Here is a 16,878-nt window from a genome sequence, read left to right as displayed (position 1 = left end):
GGGCGCGGGTGCGGACGGCCGAACGGCTGACAAATATTGAAATCTGTCATCTGTCATGCCAGGGTGCTGTGCATGACGATGCGAACCCGTTCCCTCGGAACAACCGGCCCGCAGGTCTCCGCCCTCGGCCTCGGCTGCATGGGCATGTCCGCGCTGTACGGCGACGCGGACCGGACCGAGTCGATCGCCACGATCCACGCCGCCCTGGAGGCGGGCGTGACCCTGCTCGACACCGGCGACTTCTACGGCATGGGCCACAACGAGATGCTGATCGGCGAGGCCCTGCGCTCCGCCCCCGCGGCCCGGCGCGAGCAGGCCCTGGTCAGCGTGAAGTTCGGCGCCCTGCGCGGTCCGGACGGCGGCTGGTCCGGCTACGACGGACGCCCGGCCGCGGTCCGCAACTTCGCCGCGTACTCCCTCCAGCGCCTGGGCGTCGACCACATCGACGTCTACCGCATCGCCCGGCTCGACCCGGCCGTCCCCATCGAGGAGACCGTCGGCGCGATCGCCGAACTGATCGAGCAGGGCTACGTCCGGCACATCGGCCTCAGCGAGGTCGGCGCGCGGACCATCCGCAGGGCGGCGGCCACCGCGCCGATCGCCGACCTCCAGATCGAGTACTCGCTGATCTCCCGGGGCATCGAGGAGTCGATCCTGCCGACCACCCGCGAGCTGGGCATCGCCGTCACCGCGTACGGGGTGCTCTCGCGCGGCCTGATCTCCGGGCACTACACCGCAGACCGGCAGCTCGCGGCGAACGACTTCCGCGCCTTCTCGCCCCGCTTCCAGGGCGACAACCTCCGGCACAACCTGGGCCTGGTCGAGGCGCTGCGGAAGATCGCCGAGCAGAAGGGCGTCTCCGTCGCGCAGATCGCCATCGCCTGGGTGCTGGCCCAAGGCGAGGACATCGTGCCGCTGGTCGGGGCCCGCACCCGGGAGCGGCTGACGGAGTCGCTCGGCGCGCTGGACGTCCGGCTGGACGACGCCGACCTCGCCGCGATCGAGCAGGCCGTCCCGGCCGGTGCCGCCGCCGGCGACCGCTACGGGGCCGCCGCCCTGGCCCACCTCGACAGCGAGCGCTGACCACCCCCCTGGGTACGGTCTGAGGCATGGCACCCAGCACCGAGACCCTGACCGCCGAACGCATCCTGGAGGCGACCGAGGAGGTACTGCGCCGCCACGGCCCGGCGAAGGCGACCGTGGTGGACGTGGCCCGCGCGCTCGGCGTCAGCCACGGCAGCGTCTACCGCCACTTCCGCACCAAGGCCGCGCTGCGCGAGGCGGTCACCAAACGGTGGCTGGACCGTACCGCCGAGGGCCTCGCCGCCTTCGCGTCCGGCCCCGGCGACCCCGAGGCCAGGCTGCGCGACTGGCTGCGCTCCCTGTTCGACGCCAAGCGCCGCAAGGCGGGCGACGACCCGGAGCTGTTCGCCACGTACCGGGTGCTGGCCGCCGAGAGCGCCGAGGCGGTCGCCGCGCACATCGCCGACCTGATCGGCCAGCTGACCCGGATCGTCGAGGAGGGGGTCGGGACCGGGACCTTCGCCGTCCCCGACCCGGCCGCCGCGGCCCGCGCCGTCTTCCAGGCCTCCGGCCGCTTCCACGACCCGGGATACGCCCGGGTGTGGACCCGGCCGGAGGCGCAGGCGGACTTCGCCTCGCTGGTCGACCTGCTGGTGCGCGGCCTGCGCGGGTGACTACCTGGCGCCCGCCGTGCACCGCCAGAAGTCCCGCATCAGCGGCGTGGGCGTCGGGCCGGTCATCGCCACCTGGGTCAGCAGCACGGTGACCGTGCCCGTCGCCGGGACGACATGGGCCGTGGTGCCGGTGCCGCCGACCCAGCCGTAGCGGCCGGGCACGTTCCACGGGTCGAGGGGGGCGACGTCGACCTGGCCGCCGTAGCCCCAGCCCTGGCCCTCCAGGAAGAGGGTGCCGGCCTCGCGCTGCCCCGCGGTCAGGTGGTTGGTGGTCATCCGGCTCACCGAGGTGGGGGAGAGCAGCCGGCGGCCGTTCGCCACGCCGCCCGCCAGCAGCATCCGGGCGAAGGCCAGCCAGTCGTCGGCCGTGGCGGTGAGCCCGCCGCCGCCCGACGGGAACGCGGGCACCCGGCTCCACGCGCCGTCCGGGGGGTCCGCCAGGACGAGGGTGCCGTCCGGACCGGGCTGGTAGGCCGTGGTGAAGCGGTGGCGCCGCTCGGCCGGTACCTCGAACGCCGTGTCCCGCATCCCCAGCGGCTCGAAGATCCGCTCCGTCAGGAAGTCGGGCAGCGTGCCGCCCGAGGCACGGGCGACCAGCACGCCCTGGAGGTCGGAGCAGGTGTGGTACAGCCAGGCCTCGCCCGGCTGGTGCAGCAGCGGCACCTCGGCGAGCGCGGCCACCCAGGCGTCCGGGGGCGGGCACGCCTGCGGGAAGCGGCCGTCCTTCTGCACCTCGAACAGCGCCTGGACCGCGGGCAGCGAGAAGTCCGCCGGGAAGCCCCAGCCCGCCCGGAAGCTCAGCAGGTCCTCGACCGTGATGGGGCGGGCGGCGGGCACCACGTCCTCGACGGGGCTCGCCGGGGTGCGTACGGCCATCGGCGAGGACAGTTCCGGCAGCCACTTCTCGACCGGGGAGTCCAGGCCGATCCGGCCGTCCTCCACCAGCATCAGCACCGCCGCCGCCGTGATCGGCTTGGTGATCGAGGCGATACGGAAGATCGAGTCACGGGCCATCGGGGTGGTGCCCTCGGCGTCCGCGGAGCCGACCGTCACCACCTCGACGTCGTCGCCGCGGGCCACCAGCCCGACGGCTCCGGGCACCGTCCCGTTCTTCGCGTACCTTCGCAGGGTGTCGTACAGAGCGCTCATGGCAGGCCTTCCGACGGGGGCGGGAGCGTCGTAGGGGTACGACTGCCCGCGCTCCGGGAAGTCATCGCGACGTCTGCGCCTCGCTCGGGTCGACGGTGGCCTGGTGGGCCTCGGCCAGGTGCTCCTGCGCCTTCAGCCAGGGCAGGAACTGCGTGCTCTGCCGCCAGCCGCACGTGTCGCAGCTGATCGTGCGCTGCACGCCGGAGCGCTGCACCGTGACCACATGCTCACGCCCGTGCTGGTCCCAGCGGGTCACCTTGCTCGCGTTGATCGGCACGACGCCTCCAGCGGTCTCGTCCGGGCGAACCCCGGCCCGCAAGGAGTGTGCAGCATGACCAACATCAACAGGGTTTCTTCACGGCGAGTTGGCCAAGCCGTGCCCTCACCCCGCCGCCGGACAGGGCCTAGGGCCTGTCTGACAATTCCCGTCTGCCCGGCGGCGCCATGCACGCCCTCTCGCCGCACCGGCCCCAGACCCGAGTACATCCAGTACGCAGGCCTGGGGCCGGCACGCCGAGAGCACGCACCTGACGCCGCCGGGCCGCCCTTCGGGCGACGACGCGAATTGTCAGACAGGCCCTAGCGGCCGGCCGCGCCCACCACGTCCCGCGGCTCCACGGTCTCCAGCCGCTCGGCCGTCCGCTCGGCGGTGCGCCGGGCCCACCGTCCGCTGGTCAGCACGCCCAGTGCCAGCACGACGAAGCCGCATCCGGCGAGGATCCACCACGCGGGCCGCGCGGCCGACACGAACACCCGCGCGTACGGCGACGCGCCCACGCCCGAGGCCAGCACCGCCCCGACCACCGCGACGCCGAGCGTCTGCCCGAGCTGGCGGCTGGTGGAGGCCACGGCGGCGGCCACGCCGGCCTGGCTGCGCGGCATGCCGGACACCGCGGTGTTGGTGATGGGCGCGTTGACGAAGCCGAAGCCGATGCCGAACAGGACGTACCCGGCGAACAGCGTGACGTTCGACGTCTCCGCCTCGAAGGCCGCGAACAGCACGCCGCTCGCCGTCATCGTCAGGCCCGCGATCAGCAGCGGCAGCCGGGGGCCCCGGCTGCCCACGAGCCGTCCGGACAGCGGCGCGCACAGGAACATCGGCACCGCCGTGGGCAGCATCCACAGGCCCGCGTGCAGCGCGTCGAGGCCGCGTACGTTCTGGAGGTACAGGGTCGACAGGAACAGGAAGCCGCCGAGCGCGGCGAACGCGCTGACCGCGACGACCGTCGCCCCGCTGAACGGCGCGGACCGGAAGAAGCGCAGGTCGATGAGGGGTTCGGCGCGCCGGGGCTCGTACCACAGCAGCCCGGCCAGGGCCACGAGGGCCAGCAGCGCGAACGGCAGGACCGAGGCGGCGCCCGCGGCCGGCGCCTCGATGATCGCGTACGTCAGCGAGCCGAACAGCGCGATCACCAGCAGCTGGCCGACGGGGTCGGGGCGGCGGGGCTTCGGCGCGCGGGACTCGGGGACGAAGCGGAGGGTCAGCAGCAGCGCGGCGAGCCCGACGGGCAGGTTGACCCAGAAGATCGCCCGCCAGCCGTCCGACTCCACCAGCAGCCCGCCCACCAGGGGACCGGCCGCCATCGAGATGCCGACGACGGCGCCCCAGACGCCGATCGCCCGGGCCCGCTCGCGCGGGGCCGTGAAGGTGTTGGTGATGATCGACATGGCGACCGGGTTGAGCATGGAGCCGCCGACGGCCTGGATCATCCGGAACACGATCAGCAGGTCGAGGCTGGGCGCCAGGGAGCACAGCAGCGAGCCGACGGAGAACACGGTCAGGCCCGCCATGAAGACCTTCTTGCGGCCGATCCGGTCGGCCGTGGAGCCGGCGAGCATCAGCAGCGAGGCCAGCACCAGGGTGTAGGCGTCGATCGTCCATTGCAGACCGGAGGTCTCGGCATGGAGTTCGCGCTGCATCGACGGCAGGGCGACGTTCAGTGCGGTGACGTCCAGGCTCACGATCAGCAGGCTCATGCAGCAGATCGCGAGGACGAGTTGACGCCGCCGGGGGCTGAGCTCGGGCATGCGTTCCATCGTACGCCGACTTCAATAGTGCGTCTAACTAATTACCATTACACGATCTTTGCCGGGGGCACGACGGCCGATACGCGACAATGGGGTAATGCCCACGCCCGCATCCCCCTTGCAGATCGGCCCGCACACCGTCCGGCCGCCCGTCGTGCTGGCCCCCATGGCCGGCATCACCAACGCGCCCTTCCGCACCCTGTGCAGGGAGTTCAGCGGCGGCAAGGGGCTGTTCGTGAGCGAGATGATCACCACCCGGGCGCTGGTCGAACGCAACGAGAAGACCATGCAGCTGATCCACTTCGACGCGACCGAGAAGCCGCGCTCGATCCAGCTGTACGGCGTCGACCCGGCCACCGTCGGCAAGGCCGTCCGCATGATCGCGGAGGAGGACCTCGCCGACCACATCGACCTGAACTTCGGCTGCCCGGTCCCGAAGGTGACGCGCAAGGGCGGCGGCTCCGCCCTGCCCTACAAGCGCAACCTGCTGCGCTCGATCCTGCGCGAGGCGGTCAGCGGCGCCGGGGACCTCCCCGTCACCATGAAGATGCGCAAGGGCATCGACGACGACCACATCACCTACCTCGACGCCGGACGGATCGCGGTCGAGGAGGGCGTGACCTCCATCGCACTGCACGGCCGCACGGCCGCGCAGCACTACGGCGGCACCGCCGACTGGGAGGCCATCGCGCGCCTCAAGGAGCACGTGCCGGAGATCCCGGTGCTCGGCAACGGCGACATCTGGTCGGCCGAGGACGCGCTGCGGATGGTGCGCGAGACGGGCTGCGACGGAGTGGTCGTGGGCCGCGGCTGCCTCGGCCGCCCGTGGCTGTTCGCGGACCTGGTGGCCGCCTTCGAGGGGCGGACCGACGACATCGCGCGCCCCACCCTGCGCCAGGTCGCCGACGTCATGGTGCGGCACGCCACCCTGCTCGGCGAGTGGATCGGCGACGAGTCCCGCGGGGTCGTCGACTTCCGCAAGCACGTCGCCTGGTACCTCAAGGGCTTCTCGGTGGGCTCCGAGATGCGCAAGCGGCTCGCCATCACGTCCTCCCTGGAGGAGCTGCGGGCCGGGCTGGACGAGCTGGACCTCGACCAGCCCTGGCCGGTCGGCGCCGACGGGCCCCGCGGCCGCACGTCCGGCAACAACCGTGTGGTGCTGCCGGACGGCTGGCTGAAGGACCCCTACGACTGCGCGGGCGTCGGCGAGGACGCGGAGCTGGACACCTCCGGGGGCTGATCAGCTCCCGGAGGGGTGCGGGGTCGAGCCGTACGCCGTCAGGAACCGGTCGCGGAACAGGTTCATCTTCCACACCGGCGCGTTGTGCGCGGGACGCAGACCGTCCGTCCAGTTCCAGTCGGCGATCCTGTCGAGGACCTTCGGGTCCTTGGCGACGATCGAGATCGGCACGTCACGGCTGGCGTGGTTGCCGCTGACCCGGGCGATCGGCTGGTGGTCGCCGAGGAAGACCAGCACGGTGTCGTCGGTGCCGTAGCGCTCCAGCCACTGGGTGAGGGCGGTCACCGAGTACTGGACCGACTTGCCGTACTCCTCCCGGGACCGGGTGGAGTCGGCGATGATGTCCGCCGGGTTGTTGCCCGCCTTCTCGATGCCCTCGAAGACCGAGCCGTCGCCGATGGTGTCCCAGTCGACCATCTTCGGGATGGGCGCCCAGGGCTGGTGGCTGGACGTCAGGATGATCTCCGACATCAGCGGCTTGTCGCGCTGCTGGCTGTGCTCCAGCCGCTGGAACGCCTCCAGCGCGTACTGGTCGGGCATCGTGGACCAGCTGAACTTCGGGCCCTGGTAGCCCATCTGGAAGGCGTTGTAGACCTTGTCGAGGCCGTAGTACTTCTGCTCGGGCCAGGCCTTCTGGACGCCCGGCATGACCCCGACGGTGTCCCAGGCGCCGGTCTTCTTGAAGGCCTTGGTGAGGCTGAGGTGGTCGCTGGACATGACGGTCCGGTAGCGCTGCTGGTTGTCGACCCACAGGCCCGACAGGGTGGTGGAGTGGCCGAGCCAGCTGCTGCCGCCGTAGGTCGCCGAGGTCAGCCAGCCGCTCTTGGCGTGGAAGCCCGCCTTCGCCAGCGCCGCGGTGCTGTCCGCGAGCGTCCGGTCGACCCCGGGCGCCATGATCGGGTCCTCGATCGCGCTGCGGCCGTAGCTCTCGATGAACGTGAAGATCATGTCCTTGCCGCGCAGGTCCGGCACGAGCTGGTCGGCCGGGGTGTTGCCGAAGGTGTCCTGCCCGGCCTCCTTCCGGAACGCCGCCTCGTCGTGCAGGGTCTGCCGCACCGTCTCCACCTGGAACTTGACGACGCCGGCCGTGTGCTCCGCGGCGACGGGCACGCCCCCGACCTCCAGGCCGAGCGCGGTGCAGGTGATCCAGGCGGTGCCGACCAGGAGCGTGGCCCGGGTCGCCCGGGCGCGGTGCCGGTCCAGCAGGTTGCCCAGCCGGACCAGGGCCAGCGCCATCAGGACGAGCAGGAGGATCACCACGACGACGACACCGACGGTGAGGGCCAGGGTGACCGTCCCGCCGAGCGAGTCCTTCAGATACGACTGGGCGTCGGCGAGCAGGCCCCAGTCGAGGACGATGTTGAAGCGCCGGCCGAGGTAGTCGTTGTACCCCATGTCCAGCATGTTCAGCACGGTCAGGGCACCGAGCAGCGCTCCGAGGACCGCGGACACCACCAGCCGTGCCCGGCGCGGCAGGCTGAGCAGCACGACGGCCACCATCACCGCCTCGGCCGGCAGCCGCAGGAACTCCTGGAGCCGCAGGGTCGAGAGCGTGCTCGGCATCTGGAGGCAGACGTGCACGAGGAGCGCGGCGAGGACGGTGGCGGCGACGGAGAGCCCCCGGGAGACGCCCGGATGCCCCTCCCGCCAGCCCCGCCACCGGCCACGGATCCCGGAGCGGGCGGGCGGCGCGCCGGGGGTGCCTTCGGCGGAGGCTTCGGCTTCAGTCTTGGCTTCAGTCTCGGCGTCGGCGGAGGCTTCGGCTTCAGTCTCGGCTTCAGTCTCGCCGTCGGCGTCGGCGTCGGCGCCGGCGGTGGCTTCGGTCTTGGTCTCGGCTTCGGGTGCGGTTTCGCCCGAGGCCACGGTCTCGGCGTCGTCGCCGTCGGACGCGGCCGCGGGCGCGTCCTGCGAAGCGGCTCGGGTTTCGGTGCCGGCTTCGGTGGCCGTGTCGGTTTCGGTGACGGCGTCGGCGTCGGCCGCCGCCGGTTCGCCCTCCCGGACCGTTTCCCGGGCCGTTTCCCCGGCCTGCCGACCGGCTTCGATGTCGGCTTCGGCTTCGGCTCCGGCTCCGGTGTCGGCCTTCCGACCGGCCCCGGACTCCACCGCCTCGCCCGCTTCCCCGGTGGCCGCCGGTTCCGTGTCCGGGGACGTGACCCGTCGCGCGGGCTCGCTCTCCGCCGTGGCAGACGACCCCTCGTCGATGTCCGGGGTCAGGAGTCCGTCCGCGGCAACGCCTGCCGCGTCCGGTTCCTGACGGGTGCTCGTGTGCTGGGACAACGGAGGTCCTTCCGTGCGAGGCGCGTGAGGGAGCGGCGGGCCGTGGTGGGGAGGCCTGGCCCGCCGTCATCCCGTACGGTCTGCCCTCGGTGTCCGTTCACGAGCCAGGGCAAACACCCGGCAAACGCCTCGTCAACATCCCACAGGACGGGCCGGGCCTACGCGCCGCCGACCGCGGTGAGCAGGGCCAGCGGGGCCGCCGCCGACCGGGACTCCCGTACACACGCGTGCGGGTAGGGGACCGGCTCCCCGTGGCTCTCGCGGCCGTAGCCCGCGAGCACCTCGGGAAGACGGTGCCCGGTCGCGGTGGCCGCGTCCACCAGGCCGTGGGCGACCGTACGGGCCTCGTCGTGCAGTCCGTAGCGGGCCAGCCCCAGGGTGATCAACGCGTTGTCGTGCGGCCAGACCGAGCCGCGGTGGTACGACAGGGGGTGGTAGGCCGGCTGCCCGGAGGCGAGGGTGCGTACGCCCCAGCCGGAGAAGAAGTCCGGTTCGAGCAGCCGCCGGCCGACGGCCTTCCCGTACTCCTTGTCCAGCAGGCCCGACCACAGCAGATGCCCCGCGTCCGAGGCCAGCGCGTCGACCTGACGGCCCTCGCCGTCCAGGGCCAGCGCCGGGAAGGAGCGCTCGCGCATCCAGAAGTCCCGCTGGAAGCGGTCGCGCAGATCGGCGGCCGCCTGTTCCAGCAGGGCCGCGTAGACCTCGTCCGCCCAGGCGGCGCGCGCGACCCAGGCCGTACGGCGCAGGGCGTCGTAGGCGTAGCCCTGGGCCCCGGCCGCCGTCACCGTGCCGCGGGCGCGGGTGCCGTCGGCGTGACAGATGGCGCCGGGGGAGTCCTTCCAGTTCTGGTTGGCCAGGCCGCCCTGGTCGGCGCGGTAGACGAGATAGCCGCGGGAGGTCAGTCCGCCGTGGTCCAGCATCCAGCCGACCGCCGCGCGGGCGTGCGACTCCAGGCGCCGGGCCAGGGCGACGTCCCCGGTGTGCTCGACGTACGCGCCGAGCAGGACGAGGAACAGCGGCGTCGCGTCGACCGAACCGTAGTAACGGCCGTACGGGACCTGCCCGAAGTGGGCCAGTTCGCCGTGCCGCAGCTCGTGCACGATCTTGCCGGGCTGCGACACCTGCGCCGCCTCGGTGTCCGTGGCCTGGGCCGCGGCGAGCGCCCGGAGCGTGTCCGCGGCCAGCCCGGGACGGTAGGGCAGGGCGAACAGCGAGGTCAGCAGGGCGTCGCGGCCGAGCAGGGCCAGGAACCACGGGGCGCCCGCCGCGGGCACCCGCAGCTCCTCGCCGTCCGGGCCGGTCGCCGGCACCTGGAGCGAGGCGAGGTCGGCCAGGCCGCGGGCGCACGCCGCCGCCAGCTCCGGCCAGCCGGTCGGGAAGGCCACGCCCTCCACGAAGGTGCCCTCCAGGGCGATGAGCTGCTCGGTGAGGGCGGCGGGCGAGCGCGGCACCCGCAGGGCCCGCTTCTCGCCGTGCGGACGGGCCATCACCCGCAGGGTCAGTTCCGCCGTGCCGTGCGGCTCCAGCTCCAGGGTCCACACCAGCCGCCGGGCCCCGGTGCCGGTCTCCTCGACGCCGTCTGGCACGGGCTCGGCCGTCACCGTCGTACAGGAGCGCCACTCCCCGCGCCGGTAGGTGAACTCCACCCCGTCGTCGAGGACCTGCCGGGAGCGGGTCGCCCCGGGCTTGGCGTAGGTGCGGTGGTCGGAGCGCAGCTCGAACTGGTCGGTGAAGTCGGCGTCCGCGGTGACCCCCAGCCGGACGGTGGTGGGCACCGGCCGGTTGCTGGTGACCCGCAGCGTCTCGACGAACGAGCCGTCGCCCACGGCCTGTTCACGGAAGAGCGTGTACGCGGGCGTGTCGGCGCGCCCGCCGCGCGGCACCAGGACACAGCGCGCGGTGTCCCCGTCCGCGACCGGCGACAGTGCCTCGGGCACCGCGCCGTCGACCGTCAGCTGCCAGCGGCTGAGGTGCCGGGCGTCGCGCAGGAACAGCCCGTCGGGGGAGCCGCCGCGTACGCCGCTGATGTCCCCACCGTCGCCCACGACGGCGAACGTGCCGCCGTACACGAGCAGATGAAGCCGGTCCGTCATCCTCGGTCCCCTCCCTTGTCCCTCATGTCGAACGTGCCGATGCCCGGGACGGACACGCCGTGCCCGACGGGCTCGTGGAGCAGGTCGAGCGTGAGCGCCGCGGTCCAGCTGAAGCCGGTCGCGCCGCACGCCTCGCCGGTGTACGGGTCCACGTACTCCGCGAACCCGGTCGCGTCGGCGGTCTCCAGGGCCGCCGTGCGCAGTGCCTCGGCCCGGGTCTGTTCCCCGTGCAGCCGCAGCCCGCGCTCCAGCAGCCAGGCGGTGTTGAACCAGGCGGGCCCCCGCCAGTAGCGGTGCGGGTCGAAGGCCTCGCCGAGCAGGTCGTAGCTCGGGACCAGCCGGGTGCTGTCGCCCAGTCCGAAGTGGGGCCCGCCGAGGGTGCGCACGAGCGCGGTGACGATGTCGCGCGGGAGGCCGGGCAGCAGCAGCGGGACCAGGCCGGAGACGCTGCGTTCGGGGATCGGCCGGCCCGCGCGGACGTCCCGGCAGAGGAACATGCCCTCCGCCGGGTCCCACAGCCGCTCCACCAGCGCCGTCGTCAGCCGCTGTGCGCGCGCACGGCGGGCGGTGCCGGTCGCGCCGAGCTCGTGCGCGATGCGCGCCAGCGCGAACTCGGAGGCGATCAGCAGGGCGTTGAAGGCCGGGTCCTCCACGGCGAAGTCACCGGTCCCCCGGCCGCCCCCGGAATCGGCCGGGGTGCCCGGGTTGTCGTCGTAGCCCCGGTCCCGGTAGTCCGTCGCCAGCCGCACGTACCGCCCGTAGTCCAGGTCCGTGGGCCGGTCCTCGGCGGCGCCGTGGTCGAGGTCGGCGCGGCGGAAGGAGCGGGCCGGGGCCGGGGCGATCCGGGCGAGCGGGGCGTCCCAGCAGGGGCTGTTGTCCATGCCCTGCTCCCAGGGGTGGACGACGGAGGCGAGCCCGCCGCCGCCCAGGTCCCGGCGGTGCAGGAGATAGCGGTGCCAGGCCGCCAGCCGCGGGTGCAGCCGGGTGAGGAAGCCGCGCGCCCGGGACAGCACCGGGTCGGCGCAGTGCACCAGCCACGCGGCCAGCGCGTGCACCGGTGGCTGCACGATGCCCGAGGTCTGTACGGTGCGCGGGGCGCCCGCGGTGCGCCCCGCGGTCGAGGAGCGCCAGAAGTCGGGGCTGGGGAAGTACGCGTCGAGCGGTACGGAGGGGTTGAAGACGATGTGCGGGACCCGCCCGTCGTCCCACTGGGCGGCCAGCAGCGACTCCAGCTCCCGCTGGGCCCGCAGCGGCGAGACGTGCCGCAGGCCGATCGCGATGAACGCCGAGTCCCAGGACCACTGGTGCGGGTACAGGCTGTGCGAGGGCACCGTGGATGTTCCCGTCCAGTTGCCTTCCAGCACCTGTGCGGCCCTGAGGTGCAGCGGACCGGCCGTGACCGGCGGATCGTATACAACGGCGCGTCCCGTCAGGAGGGGACGGGCGCTCAGCTGGGCGGTGCGATCCACTCGGGGCTCCCCGCGGACGTAGGGCGGATCGGTTCGGTAGTAGCTACCGTAGAGTTACGTCTATTTAACACGCAAAACTCAATATGTAATGCAGGCTTGAGAAACACAAGGGGGTGGGCATGACCGGACGTCCGGGCAGAGCAGGAAGGGCCACGAGGGCGGGGAGTCAGGCGAGCGCCGGCGACCTGCTCGAACTGGTGCGCACGGGCCGGGCCACCACGCGCGGGGCCCTCCAGCAGGTGACCGGACTCTCCCGGGCCACCGTCGGCCAGCGCCTCGACCGGCTCTTTCGCGCGGGCTGGCTGCGCGAGGGCGCGGGCGGTCCGGTGGACTCCCCGCTGGGCGGCCGCCCCTCCATCACCCTGGAGTTCGACGACGCCCACGCGGTCGTCCTCGCCGGGGACCTCGACACCCGGCACGCGCGCGCCGCCGTCCTCACCCTCACCGGCGAGATACTCGCCGAGCACTCCGGCACGCTGGTCGTCGAGGACGGCCCGGACGCCGTCCTGGGCGAACTGGGCCGGTGGTTCGCGGAGCTGCTGGACAAGGCGGGGCACGCGGCCGGCGAGGTGTGCGGCATCGGCCTCGCGGTGCCGGGCCCGGTCGACACCGAGACCGGCCGGGTGGTCCAGCCGCCGATCATGCCCGGCTGGGACGGGTACGACATACGCGGCCGGCTGTCCCGCGCCCTGACCGAGCACACCGGCGCCCCGCGCGTGCCGGTCCTGGTCGACAACGACGCCAACCTCATGGCCTACGGCGAACAGCGCACCGGGCATCCGGACTGCTCCGCGTTCATGCTGGTCAAGGTGTCGACCGGCATAGGCGCCGGGATGGTGGTGGACGGCTCGGTCTACCGCGGGATCGACGGGGGCGCCGGCGACATCGGGCACATCCGGGTGGGCGCCGACGCGCTGTGCCGGTGCGGGTCCCGCGGCTGTCTGGCCGCGGTCGCCAGCGGTGGCGCGGTGGCCCGCAGGCTCGCCGAGGCCGGAGTGCCGGCCGCGTCCGGCTCGGACGTGCGCGACCTGCTCGCGGCCGGGCACCCCGAGGCCGCGGCGCTGGCCCGCGAGGCCGGGCGCAGCGTCGGGGACGTGCTGGCGACCGTCGTGACGCTGTTCAACCCCGGTGTGCTGATGATCGCCGGGGATCTGGCCGGAACCCCCTTCCTCACCGGGGTGCGGGAACTGCTGTACCAGCGGGCGCTGCCGCGCTCGACGGCCCGGCTGGACGTGGTGACCTCGGCGCTCGGCGAGCGGGCCGGGCTGGTGGGCGCCGCCGCGATGGTCGTCGAGCACCTGTACGCGCCCGAGCGGGTGGAGGAACGGCTGCTGGCGCTCGGCGTGTGAGGCGGATGACGAGGGTGTTTCGTGTCCGGACGCCCGTCCGCATGGTGAAAACCGGTCTCCTGTGAAAGCGTGATTCTCGCCACCCTTGATAAGGGTTGCGCTCACATGAGCAGATCTTGGGCGACTGCACTTCTCCAAGGGGTGGCACTCAGTGCCACCCCTTGATCGTTCATCGATCGAAATCAGACGTGACGAGAGATGCTCACATGAGCGATATGGTCTGCCTATGGCGCATGTTGTGTTCAAGAAATGAAAACATCAGCTGCTTGACGCTTGCCAAGCTTTGACTTTCGATCCGCTGGCGGACGTCGAGTTACAGGCGCATGACGCACAAGTGGACGTACCCAGGCGCCTTCGATCTGGGTATGTTCCTGCCCGTCAGGGCAGCCACCGCGTCCTCGAGGAGTCGAGACCCGTGTCGGAAAACAAAGAACCCCAGGTAGCCGAGGACGCCACCAGCGTTGAGGCCGTGAAGTTCGTCTACGACTTCACCGAGGGCAACAAGGACCTCAAAGACCTCCTCGGCGGCAAGGGTGCCAACCTCGCCGAGATGACCAACCTGGGCCTTCCGGTCCCCCCGGGCTTCACGATCACCACCGAGGCCTGCAAGACCTACCTCGACAGTGGCGAGGAGCCGGCGGCACTGCGTGACGAGGTGAGTGCACACCTCGAAGCGCTCGAAGCGGCCATGGGCAAGAAGCTCGGCCAGGCCGACGACCCGCTCCTGGTGTCGGTCCGTTCCGGGGCGAAGTTCTCCATGCCCGGCATGATGGACACCGTCCTGAACATCGGCCTCTCCGACAAGTCGGTGCAGGGACTGGTCCAGCAGGCCGGCGACGAGCGGTTCGCCTGGGACTCCTACCGCCGCCTCATCCAGATGTTCGGCAAGACGGTCCTCGGCGTCGACGGGGAGCTCTTCGAGGACGCGCTGGACAAGGCCAAGGAGGCCAAGAAGGTCACGGTCGACACCGAGCTGGAGGCCGCGGACCTGAAGAAGCTGGTCACCCGGTTCAAGCGGATCGTCAAGACCGAGGCCGGCCGGGACTTCCCGCAGGACCCGCGCGAGCAGATGGACCTCGCCATCAAGGCGGTCTTCGACTCCTGGAACGGCGACCGGGCCAAGCTCTACCGCCGCCAGGAGCGCATCCCGCACGACCTGGGCACGGCCGTCAACGTCTGCTCGATGGTCTTCGGCAACCTGGGCCCCGACTCCGGCACCGGTGTCGCCTTCACCCGCGACCCCGCCTCCGGTCACCAGGGCGTCTACGGCGACTACCTCCAGAACGCCCAGGGCGAGGACGTCGTCGCCGGTATCCGCAACACGGTCCCGCTCGCCGAGCTGGAGTCGATCGACAAGAAGTCGTACGACCAGCTCATGCAGATCATGGAGACCCTGGAGAACCACTACAAGGATCTCTGCGACATCGAGTTCACCATCGAGCGCGGCCAGCTGTGGATGCTCCAGACCCGCGTCGGCAAGCGCACCGCGGGCGCGGCCTTCCGGATCGCCACCCAGCTGGTCGACCAGGGCCTCATCGACGAGACCGAGGCACTCCAGCGGGTCACCGGCGCCCAGCTGGCCCAGCTGATGTTCCCGCGCTTCGACGAGAACGCGAAGGCCGCGCAGGTCGGCCGGGGCATCGCCGCCTCCCCGGGCGCGGCGGTCGGCAAGGCGGTCTTCGACTCGTACACCGCCGTCAAGTGGTCCCGCTCGGGCGAGAAGGTCATCCTGGTCCGCCGCGAGACCAACCCCGACGACCTCGACGGCATGATCGCGGCCGAGGGCATCCTCACCTCGCGCGGCGGCAAGACCTCCCACGCGGCCGTGGTCGCGCGCGGCATGGGCAAGACCTGTGTGTGCGGCGCCGAGGAGCTGGAGGTCGACACCAAGCGCCGCCGGATGACGGTCCCCGGCGGGCACGTCGTCGAGGAGGGCGACGTCATCTCCATCGACGGCTCCAGCGGCAAGGTGTACCTCGGCGAGGTGCCCGTCGTCCCGTCCCCGGTCGTGGAGTACTTCGAGGGCCGGATGCACGCGGGCGCCGACGACGCCGACGAGCTGGTCGAGGCCGTGCACCGGATCATGGCGTTCGCCGACCGCAAGCGCCGGCTGCGGGTGCGCGCCAACGCCGACAACGCCGAGGACGCGCTGCGCGCCCGCCGGTTCGGCGCCCAGGGCATCGGCCTGTGCCGCACCGAGCACATGTTCCTCGGCGACCGGCGCGAGCTGGTGGAGCGGCTGATCCTGGCCGACACGGACGCCGAGCGCGAGGAGTCCCTGAAGGAGCTGCTCCCGCTCCAGAAGCAGGACTTCGTCGAGCTGTTCGAGGCGATGGACGGCCTGCCGGTGACGATCCGTCTCCTGGACCCGCCGCTGCACGAGTTCCTGCCCGACATCACCGAGCTCTCGGTGCGCGTGGCGCTCGCCGAGGCCCGCAAGGACCCGCACGAGAACGAGCTGCGCCTGCTCCAGGCCGTCCACCGGCTGCACGAGCAGAACCCGATGCTGGGCCTGCGCGGCGTGCGTCTCGGCCTGGTCATCCCCGGCCTGTTCACCATGCAGGTACGGGCCATCGCCGAGGCGGCCGCCGAGCGCAGGAACGCCAAGGGCGACCCGCGCGCCGAGATCATGATCCCGCTGGTCGGCACGGTCCAGGAGCTGGAGATCGTCCGCGAGGAGGCCGACCAGGTCATCGCCGAGGTGCAGGCCGCCACCGGCGTCGAGCTGAAGCTGGCCATCGGCACCATGATCGAGCTGCCGCGCGCCGCGCTGACCGCCGGCCAGATCGCCGAGGCGGCGGAGTTCTTCTCCTTCGGCACGAACGACCTCACCCAGACGGTGTGGGGCTTCAGCCGGGACGACGTGGAGGCCTCCTTCTTCACGGCCTACCTGGAGAAGGGCATCTTCGGCGTCAGCCCCTTCGAGACGATCGACAAGGACGGCGTCGGCTCGCTGGTCAAGGCGGCGGCCAAGGCCGGCCGTGAGACCCGCCCCGACCTCAAGCTCGGCGTCTGCGGCGAGCACGGCGGCGACCCGGAGTCGGTCCACTTCTTCCACGAGGTCGGACTCGACTACGTCTCCTGCTCCCCGTTCCGCATCCCGGTGGCCCGCCTGGAGGCGGGCCGCGCGGCCACCCAGTCGACGGGCAGCGACCACCGCTGACCCCGACCCGGATCCGGGCCCGCCGCTCGTCCCCGACCCTCACCGATGAGCGGCGGACCCGGTGCTCGAAGAAGAAGGGGCGACACCCTGTGCGGGGGTGCCGCCCCTTCGGGCATTTTCTGCGGCGACTCTCAAGGTACGCCGCTGACCAGGGGAAACGGCGTCGGCCGACGTTTGCTGCCGTTGAGTCCGTGCGAGGCCGTTGTGCCCTCGTTGTGCCCTCCGGGTGCGGCTGGGTCCCGTACACGGTCCCCGTCGGCACCGCTTGAGACGGGGTGTTCCAGGGGGAGGCACCGTGGGGCACCAGGCTGATCGCGAGACTGCGCGACCAAGGGTCCGTGCGGCGACGCCAGGACTCGAATCCCGCTTGTTGCCCAGGAAGTGGTGCGGTGCCGGACCGCCCTCGAACGATC

General features: G+C 72.2%; 11 protein-coding genes. 5 read left to right on the top strand and 6 right to left on the bottom strand.

All coding sequences use genetic code 11. The features are described 5' to 3' along the window. The first annotated feature begins 72 nt into the window (after window positions 1–72). Both FNH09_RS01070 and FNH09_RS01065 read left to right on the top strand, forming a co-directional pair. The gene (locus FNH09_RS01070) at window positions 73–1,083 is read left to right on the top strand and encodes an aldo/keto reductase (RefSeq protein ID WP_152884081.1); all 1,011 of its coding nucleotides are present in this window, start codon (window positions 73–75) and stop codon (window positions 1,081–1,083) included. A 26-nt stretch (window positions 1,084–1,109) separates the two neighbouring features. Next, window positions 1,110–1,697 carry a TetR/AcrR family transcriptional regulator gene (locus FNH09_RS01065; protein ID WP_152884079.1) on the top strand — a complete coding sequence of 196 codons (588 nt, stop codon included), beginning with the start codon at window positions 1,110–1,112 and terminating at the stop codon, window positions 1,695–1,697. Here FNH09_RS01065 and FNH09_RS01060 read toward each other — a convergent pair whose 3' ends face one another. From FNH09_RS01060 to FNH09_RS01045, 3 genes are all read right to left on the bottom strand, one after another. Further along, window positions 1,698–2,846: a serine hydrolase domain-containing protein gene (locus FNH09_RS01060; protein ID WP_152884077.1), complete on the bottom strand. Its 1,149-nt coding sequence runs from the start codon at window positions 2,844–2,846 to the stop codon at window positions 1,698–1,700. 61 nt (window positions 2,847–2,907) lie between these two features. Next, window positions 2,908–3,123, bottom strand: coding sequence for a hypothetical protein (locus tag FNH09_RS01055; protein ID WP_338017423.1), 216 nt, complete (start codon window positions 3,121–3,123; stop codon window positions 2,908–2,910). Window positions 3,124–3,425: 302 nt separating this feature from the next. Beyond that, entirely contained in the window at window positions 3,426–4,874 is a 1,449-nt protein-coding gene (locus FNH09_RS01045; RefSeq protein ID WP_152884073.1) for an MFS transporter, read from the bottom strand. A gap of 97 nt (window positions 4,875–4,971) precedes the next feature. On the opposite strand from FNH09_RS01045, the gene dusB reads away from it, so the two are divergent. Then, complete coding sequence (dusB, locus tag FNH09_RS01040; protein WP_152884071.1) at window positions 4,972–6,114, top strand: tRNA dihydrouridine synthase DusB; 1,143 nt, start codon at window positions 4,972–4,974, stop codon at window positions 6,112–6,114. Here the strand turns inward: dusB and FNH09_RS01035 are convergent, their stop codons facing one another. The 3 genes from FNH09_RS01035 to FNH09_RS01025 form a co-directional block, all read right to left on the bottom strand. Continuing rightward, complete coding sequence (locus tag FNH09_RS01035; protein ID WP_338017426.1) at window positions 6,115–7,785, bottom strand: alkaline phosphatase family protein; 1,671 nt, start codon at window positions 7,783–7,785, stop codon at window positions 6,115–6,117. A 764-nt stretch (window positions 7,786–8,549) separates the two neighbouring features. After that, window positions 8,550–10,484 carry an amylo-alpha-1,6-glucosidase gene (locus FNH09_RS01030; protein WP_152884069.1) on the bottom strand — a complete coding sequence of 645 codons (1,935 nt, stop codon included), beginning with the start codon at window positions 10,482–10,484 and terminating at the stop codon, window positions 8,550–8,552. Continuing rightward, entirely contained in the window at window positions 10,481–11,953 is a 1,473-nt protein-coding gene (locus FNH09_RS01025) for an MGH1-like glycoside hydrolase domain-containing protein (protein WP_162467949.1), read from the bottom strand. The genes FNH09_RS01030 and FNH09_RS01025 overlap by 4 nt, the downstream gene beginning before the upstream one ends. Window positions 11,954–12,072: 119 nt before the next feature. Between FNH09_RS01025 and FNH09_RS01020 the strand changes: the two genes are divergently transcribed. Next, the gene (locus FNH09_RS01020; RefSeq protein ID WP_152884067.1) at window positions 12,073–13,302 is read left to right on the top strand and encodes an ROK family protein; all 1,230 of its coding nucleotides are present in this window, start codon (window positions 12,073–12,075) and stop codon (window positions 13,300–13,302) included. 415 nt (window positions 13,303–13,717) lie between these two features. Beyond that, on the top strand, window positions 13,718–16,465 hold the full coding sequence (ppdK, locus tag FNH09_RS01015) for a pyruvate, phosphate dikinase (protein WP_162467947.1): 2,748 nt from the start codon (window positions 13,718–13,720) through the stop codon (window positions 16,463–16,465). Window positions 16,466–16,878 lie beyond the last annotated feature (413 nt).

Origin of the sequence: Streptomyces adustus, from assembly GCF_009377175.1 — a bacterium.
Lineage (GTDB): Bacteria > Actinomycetota > Actinomycetes > Streptomycetales > Streptomycetaceae > Streptomyces > Streptomyces adustus.
Note: the sequence above shows the minus strand (reverse complement) of the source record. Positions and strands in the feature narration are given on the sequence as shown.

What these genes read in the sequence shown, in the direction of transcription:
- FNH09_RS01020 (WP_152884067.1), top strand. Translation starts at nt 12,073, where the DNA reads ATGACCGGACGTCCGGGCAGAGCAGGAAGGGCCACGAGGGCGGGGAGT.
- FNH09_RS01045 (WP_152884073.1), bottom strand. Translation starts at nt 4,874, where the DNA reads ATGCCCGAGCTCAGCCCCCGGCGGCGTCAACTCGTCCTCGCGATCTGC.
- FNH09_RS01065 (WP_152884079.1), top strand. Translation starts at nt 1,110, where the DNA reads ATGGCACCCAGCACCGAGACCCTGACCGCCGAACGCATCCTGGAGGCG.
- FNH09_RS01060 (WP_152884077.1), bottom strand. Translation starts at nt 2,846, where the DNA reads ATGAGCGCTCTGTACGACACCCTGCGAAGGTACGCGAAGAACGGGACG.
- FNH09_RS01030 (WP_152884069.1), bottom strand. Translation starts at nt 10,484, where the DNA reads ATGACGGACCGGCTTCATCTGCTCGTGTACGGCGGCACGTTCGCCGTC.
- FNH09_RS01070 (WP_152884081.1), top strand. Translation starts at nt 73, where the DNA reads ATGACGATGCGAACCCGTTCCCTCGGAACAACCGGCCCGCAGGTCTCC.
- dusB (WP_152884071.1), top strand. Translation starts at nt 4,972, where the DNA reads ATGCCCACGCCCGCATCCCCCTTGCAGATCGGCCCGCACACCGTCCGG.